Origin of the sequence: Acidaminococcus sp. AM05-11 (genome assembly GCF_003472805.1) — a bacterium.
GTDB lineage: Bacteria > Bacillota > Negativicutes > Acidaminococcales > Acidaminococcaceae > Acidaminococcus > Acidaminococcus hominis.
The window spans coordinates 49308-56044 of record NZ_QRMX01000013.1 but is presented as its reverse complement, the minus strand read 5'-3'; the positions used below and the strand labels follow the sequence as shown (position 1 = coordinate 56044).

Below are 6737 nucleotides of genomic sequence, written 5' to 3'. Positions count from 1 at the left end.
GAAGGGATCCACCTGTTCCCATGCCGAACACAGTAGTTAAGCCTTCATACGCCGAAAGTACTCGACTGGAAACGGTCCGGGAGGATAGGAAGCTGCCGGTTAGGCAAGACCCGAGTGATGATTCACTCGGGTCTTTTCTTATGTGAAAAACAATAACCCAGACCTTCCCGGGGAGAGCCCGGGGATGGGGCTGGGTTGTCGATTATCTGGGGGCGGCGGTTAAACGTACTGCCCGTGATTAACTGGAGGTGCGGGCCAGTGGGATGCTGCGGGTGTGAAATAATGAACTTCTATCGTCGCCTTGCGGCGCCACTTCCTACACGTTTGCAGGAAGCGTTCTATGCCGCTGCTGGTCAAGTTCTAGATGGGGTTGGATGTGGAAATTTATTGACCTACCATTATCCTTTTCTCAGAACCCCGTTTAGCACATGACCAGTATAGGCCTCAGACCGGCCCCTGCAAGCGTGCAGGGGCTGTCAGCCCATAGGCTGGCTGAGGAAGTTTTGTAACTCTATCAGTTTTTTCGGCCACCGGTCGCTGCCTTCTCCGCCCACTTGTCTTCTCCGTTTCAGCTGTGGAACAGCTGAAACGGGGAAGATGCGCCTAGCATATGGATTCCAAAGGCGCAGATGGGGCTATTATCTCACAAGTTTTACTGCATTTCAACTTCTTAGAATCGGACTCATAAAACCCACTTTTTCTAACCGACTTCCTTTTCTTTACTGGTTCATCTTAGCAGTGGGAAGAAATCCAATTTTTTTTTTTGAAAATTCCCCTTTTTTCCGGCCTGAAGGGAAAAATATATACTTTCGTATAATTGGAAAACGTTTATTTTCTTGCTATGATTAGTACACCAAGGGAACCTAATAGTGTTAGTATATTTTTCTTAGTTTTCTCCACATCTTTGCTGTGCTGCCCAGGGATTGCCTGGACAGCAGGGTTCCTTTTGTACGCTGATGGTTTTCTCTTTTAGGGAGTTAACCTATAGATTCTCCCACTTCTTGGAAGGCAGGTACGGTTCCTCATCCCGTTTGGAACTGCACCTGCTTTCCTACTTCTTGGGCTGTTGTATGTGATTTTCTACCATTTGCGGTCCGGAAGCCGGTAAATTCGTATAATCGCCTGCTTTACAAGCAAGGAAAGAGGATATGACCCATGACTACACCCATTACCTATCGTTTGAAGCATATTGGCATTAACTGTGCCAACGAAGCGGAAGCCCGTAAGTTGGTACCGCTCTTGTGCTGCCTATTCAATCTGCATAAGGGCTCTGAAAATGCTTCCCGTATCTTTGTGGGCAGCGTTTTTGAAGTGTTCAAGGAGCCGGGACGGGGCGCTCATGGCCACATTGCCCTTCAGACAGAGGACGTGGAGGCTGCTATGGCGGATTTGGCGGACAAAGGGGTGACCTTTGACCAGGACAGCATTCGGCGGCGGGCAGATGGAAAGATCAGTGTGGTGTACCTGGAAGGGGAAATCGGCGGTTTTTCTTTCCATTTGACGGAATAACTTTTGTGCAGGACGGCTGTTTGGGAAAATCATTTTTTGCTTCCGATGTATTCTATGGTATCCCTGGCCTCCATAGGGTATAATACAAACATACTTTCTAAAGCGGTTTATATACGAGGAGGAGTTTCTATGAGTAAAACGATTTCCTATCGCCTGAAACACGTGGGCATCAACTGTGAGAATGCGGAAGAAGCCAATCAGTTGGTGAAGGTGCTGTGCGCGCTGTTCAATATGGAAAAGGGTGCGGATAATGACCTGCGGGTATTTGTAGGCAATGCTTTCGAAGTGATGAAATATCCCAAATGGGGGACCAAGGGTCATATTGGTCTCTCTACTGATGATGTGGAAGCTGCTATGGCGGATTTGTCTGCCAAGGGCATTGAATTCTACGAAGAAGGCATGCGCCGGGATGAGAACGGGAAAATCAACTTTGTTTATTTGAAACAAGATTTTGCCGGTTTTGCCATCCATATTTGCAATTAAGTCAATTTGCAACGGTTTCTCTCCGGGGAAACCGTTTTTGCCGTCTATAAGGAGTGGGAATGGTATGGATTTGATTATGGAACGCAGAAGTGTGAGAAGTTACAGTGCTAAACCTGTTTCTGCAGAAGCGGTAACGGCTTTGCTCCGGGCTGCTATGGCCGCGCCGTCTGCCTGCAATCAGCAGCCCTGGCGCTTTACGGTGGTGCGCAGGCAGGACCTGAAAGAGCGCTTGGCCGCAGCCAGCCCTTTTGCCGGGTTTGCGGCCCAGGCTCCGGTTATTCTGGTGCCGGCTTTTCGCAAGGATTGCCAGCTGCCGGAGTATGCTCCCGTTGATACCAGCGCTGCCGTGGAGAATCTGCTGCTGGCCGCGGTGCAGCAGGGGCTAGGCGCTGTTTGGCTGGGGGTGTACCCCCGCCCGGAGCGGATGGCAGCAGTGGCTAAAATCCTCCAGCTGCCGCCGGAAGAAGCTCCTTTTGCCATGGTGGCCGTGGGCTATCCCAAGGAGCAGCCCCAGCCGGTGCATCCGTTCCATGCGGATTGGATCAGAGAATTGAAATAGTCCTATAGAAGGCGCTTTCCCCTGGCGGGAAGGCGTCTTTGCTGCGTTTTCCGGGGGTTATTGCAGGCCCGGGGCGTCAGGACTGGAAAAAGACCATTGCAAAAATTGTGTGAATTTTTCTTTGTTTCTATTTCTGCCGAATTATTGTATACTATTACACGCAATGAGAATGGCCGATTCTCATCAACGTACAAAAAAGGAGCGTGTTTTACGTGACTGGATTACCTCTTATTTTCGCATTTGTTATTGCTATTATCGTTATGATCGCAGCCATTGCAAAATTCAAGATCCATCCGTTCCTGGCAATCCTGGGCATTTCCGTTATCTTCGGCCTGGTAGGCGGAATTCCCTTGGTAAAGACAGGTAAGGTTCTGGGTATCGCTGATGTGGTCAGCGCCGGGTTCGCCGGTACGTTCACCAGCATCGGTATTGTTATCATCATGGGTGCATTGGTAGGTTCCCTGCTGGAAAAGACCGGCGCAGCCCTGAAGATGGCCGATTGCGTGGTCAAGCTGGTGGGTAAGAACAATACCTCCCTGGCCGTGCTGATTATGGGCTGGATTGTTTCCATCCCCGTATTCTGCGACAGCGGGTTCGTTATCCTGAACCCCATCCGCCGGGCTCTGGTACGCCGTACCCATGCTTCCGGCGTAGGTACCGCCGTGGCCATGTCCATGGGCCTGTACATTTCCCACTGCTTCATTCCTCCTACTCCGGGCCCCATTGCCGCAGCCAACACCATTTATGACGGCATGAACATGGAACCCAACCTGATGCTGATCATCATCATGGGCGTCTGCGCTTCCATTCTGCCGATGATTGCTGCCTATTGCTACTCCAACTATATTGGCAAGCGGGTAAAAACCAAGGAAGAACGGGAAATGACCGAAGAAGGCGGCGCCGATGCGGAACAAAGCTACGAAGAACTGATTAAGAGCTATGGCCAGCTGCCCAGCGCTTTCATGAGCTTCGCCCCCATTGTAGTGCCCATTCTCCTGATGGGTATTTCTTCCGCCATGGCTATGGCAGGCAGCAAACCTGCTATCGTTACCTTCCTGGGTACGCCCATCATCGCCATCAGCGTAGGCGTTATCCTGGGCATTATCCTGCTGTTCCAAAGTACTGTAGAAAACAAGAAACAGGCTTTCTATGACATTACCAACGAAACCTTGCAGGTGGTTGGTCCCATCCTGTTCATCACCGCTGCCGGCGGCGTACTGGGTAAGGTCATTGCTTCCACCGACATGGTGAACTTTATTAAACAGAATTCCACCACCCTGGCCAGCCTGGGCATTTTCTTCCCCTTCATTCTGTCCGCCATCCTGAAGACGGCACAGGGCTCCTCCACGGTAGCTCTGACCACTACCGCCGGCATTATGGCTCCGCTGATGGGAACCCTGGGCCTGGCAACTCCCACCCTGGCTGCCATTACGGTAATTGCCATCGGCGCTGGTGCCATGACCGTATCCCACGCCAACGACTCCTACTTCTGGGTTGTTACCAACTTTGGCGACATGGAAGTGGAAGACGGCTACCGGGCACAAACCATGGGCACCCTGGTGACCGGTATTGCTGCCATGATCAACGTATACATCATTTACCTGATTATGCGCTGAGGCAGCACCCAAATCGTTTCAGGCAAGGCTGTGACTATTCACGGCCTTGTTTTTTTGTGCCGGAAAGCAGGAGAAAAACGAAGATTTCTTTTCTTAGGCAAAAGTGCTATAAAATTTACAAAAAAAATTCCCCCCAACTGGAGTAGGATATCTTGTAAGTGAAGGACAAATCGATTATAATAGGAAATGCAATGAGGTGAATATTTTTCGGTTACAGTAGAAAGTCACCTCCAAAGCCGATTGGTTCGTTTGCCTTCCGTACCAGCCAAAGGTTAGGGGCTGGCCGTCTAGGCGGGCAGAACGTTTTATAGGAAAGTGGTATAAATTCAGAAACACAGAGCATTGAAGGGCCTGTGGGTAGGAGAGATTAAAATGAGTGAACTATTGCGCGTGGAAGGATTGAAGGTGGCTGTTGAAGGAAAAGAAATCCTGAAAGGCCTGGATTTGGTCATCAATACCGGCGAAACCCATGTCATTATGGGCTCCAACGGCGCCGGCAAATCAACGTTATTCAATACTGTCATGGGCAACCCCAAATATGTGGTTACCGATGGTCATATCTATTTTGAAGGCAAGGAAATTACCCATGAACCGGTAAACGAAAGAGCCAAGGCTGGCATTTTCATGGCTTTCCAGGCTCCTATCTCCGTACAGGGGATTTCCGTAGAAAACTTTATCCGTAATGCCAAAAGCACCATCAGCGGTGAAAAGCAGCGGATCATGCCCTTTAGAAAGAAGCTGCACAAGGAAATGGACGAACTGGCCATGGACCGTTCCTACGCGGAACGCTATGTGAACGATGGCTTCTCCGGCGGCGAACGGAAAAAGAACGAAATTCTGCAAATGTGCATGCTGGAACCCAAACTGACCATGCTGGACGAAATCGACTCCGGCCTGGACGTGGACGCTGTCCGGATTGTATCCAAGGCAGTGAACCAGTACCACAATGAAACCAACTCCCTGCTGATCATCACCCACCATAGCGAAATCCTGCAAAAACTCCACCCGGATGTGGTGCACGTGCTGATCAACGGCCGCATCGTCAAGACCGGTGACGCTTCCCTGATTCAGGAAATCGAAGCCAACGGCTATGACGCTTATAAGAAATAATGGGCGGTGAAAACTATGACTGAAGAAAAGAAGGCCGAGGAAGCCAAGTTGGATCAGGAAAAAGTGATCAACTCCTTGGACGACCTGGGCAATATGTATAACTTTAGAAATGATTTTGATTACTCCTACCGCACCGATGCTGGCCTGACCCCCGACATCGTCCGGGAGATTTCTGAGAAGAAACAGGAACCCAAGTGGATGCTGGACTTCCGGCTGAAATCCCTGGAAATCTACAACCAGATTCCGTACCCCATCTGGGGACCGGATATCAGCGGCCTGGACATGAGCAACATCATTACCTACGTACGGCCCAATACCCAGATGAAAGCCAGCTGGAACGATGTGCCGGACGAAATCAAAGATACCTTTGACCGGCTGGGTATTCCCGAAGCAGAAAAGACCTCTCTGGCAGGGGTTGGCGCCCAGTACGACTCCGAAGTGGTGTACCACAGCATCCAGGATGAACTGGTAAAGCAAGGCGTGGTCTACACCGACTTTGATACGGCACTGAAACAGTACGAAGATATTGTACGGGCCCATTTCATGAAGCTGATTCCTCCTACGGACCACAAGTTTGCAGCTCTGCACGGGGCTGTTTGGTCCGGCGGTTCCTTTGTGTACGTACCGGCCGGGGTGGACGTGTCCATCCCCCTGCAGAGCTACTTCCGTCTGAACGCTCCTGGGGCCGGCCAGTTCGAACATACCATGATTATTGTGGAAAAGGGCGCCAAGGTGCACTTCATCGAAGGCTGCTCCGCTCCTAAGTACAACGTGGCCAACCTCCACGCCGGTGCAGTGGAACTGTTCGTAGGCGACGACGCCACCCTGACCTATTCCACCATTGAGAACTGGTCCAAGAATATGTACAACATGAACACCAAGCGCTGCATCGTGGGCAAGAACGGCACCATCAACTGGGTCACCGGTTCCTTTGGTTCCCATACCTCCTGCCTGTACCCCATGAGCATCCTCAACGGGGAAGGGGCCCACTGCGAATTTACCGGTGTAACCTTTGCCGGCAAGGGGCAGTACCTGGATACCGGGTCCAAGGTGGTCCACAATGCACCCCATACCACCAGCAACATCAACTCCAAGTCCATTTCCAAGGACGGCGGGGTTTGTATCTACCGGGGCTCTGTGGTCATCAACGAGAAGGCCGAAGGCTCCAAGTCCAACGTCAGCTGTGAATCCCTGATGTTGGATGAAATTTCCCAATCCGATACCATTCCGGCCATCGTCATCAAAAACGATAACGTGGATCTGGGCCATGAAGCCAAGATCGGCCGTATTTCCGATGAAGCCATCTTCTACCTGATGAGCCGCGGCCTCAGCGAAGATGAAGCCAGAGCCATGCTGGTACGGGGCTTCGTAGAACCTGTATCCAAGGCCCTGCCGCTGGAATACGCTGTGGAAATGAACAACTTGATCAATCTGGAACTCAAGGGTTCCATGTAAGGGAG

General features: G+C 51.0%; 6 protein-coding genes and 1 rRNA gene (1 of these 7 only partly in view). All 7 read left to right on the top strand.

The genetic code is table 11. The features are described from left to right. Nucleotides 1–101, top strand: a 5S ribosomal RNA gene (gene rrf / locus DW089_RS07725); it begins 54 nt to the left of the window's first position. 1054 nt (nt 102–1155) lie between these two features. Further along, nucleotides 1156–1509, top strand: coding sequence for a glyoxalase/bleomycin resistance/dioxygenase family protein (locus DW089_RS07720; protein WP_105327016.1), 354 nt, complete (start codon nt 1156–1158; stop codon nt 1507–1509). Nucleotides 1510–1638: 129 nt separating this feature from the next. After that, complete coding sequence (locus tag DW089_RS07715; RefSeq protein WP_105327017.1) at nt 1639–1992, top strand: VOC family protein; 354 nt, start codon at nt 1639–1641, stop codon at nt 1990–1992. Between the two features lie 64 nt (nt 1993–2056). Continuing rightward, complete coding sequence (locus DW089_RS07710) at nt 2057–2551, top strand: nitroreductase family protein (RefSeq protein ID WP_105327018.1); 495 nt, start codon at nt 2057–2059, stop codon at nt 2549–2551. A gap of 212 nt (nt 2552–2763) precedes the next feature. Beyond that, nucleotides 2764–4167: a GntP family permease gene (locus DW089_RS07705; protein ID WP_199614677.1), complete on the top strand. Its 1404-nt coding sequence runs from the start codon at nt 2764–2766 to the stop codon at nt 4165–4167. Nucleotides 4168–4539: 372 nt separating this feature from the next. After that, nucleotides 4540–5277: a Fe-S cluster assembly ATPase SufC gene (gene sufC / locus DW089_RS07700; RefSeq protein ID WP_105327019.1), complete on the top strand. Its 738-nt coding sequence runs from the start codon at nt 4540–4542 to the stop codon at nt 5275–5277. 15 nt (nt 5278–5292) lie between these two features. Then, the gene (gene sufB, locus DW089_RS07695) at nt 5293–6732 is read left to right on the top strand and encodes a Fe-S cluster assembly protein SufB (protein WP_105327020.1); all 1440 of its coding nucleotides are present in this window, start codon (nt 5293–5295) and stop codon (nt 6730–6732) included. Nucleotides 6733–6737: the final 5 nt, after the last annotated feature.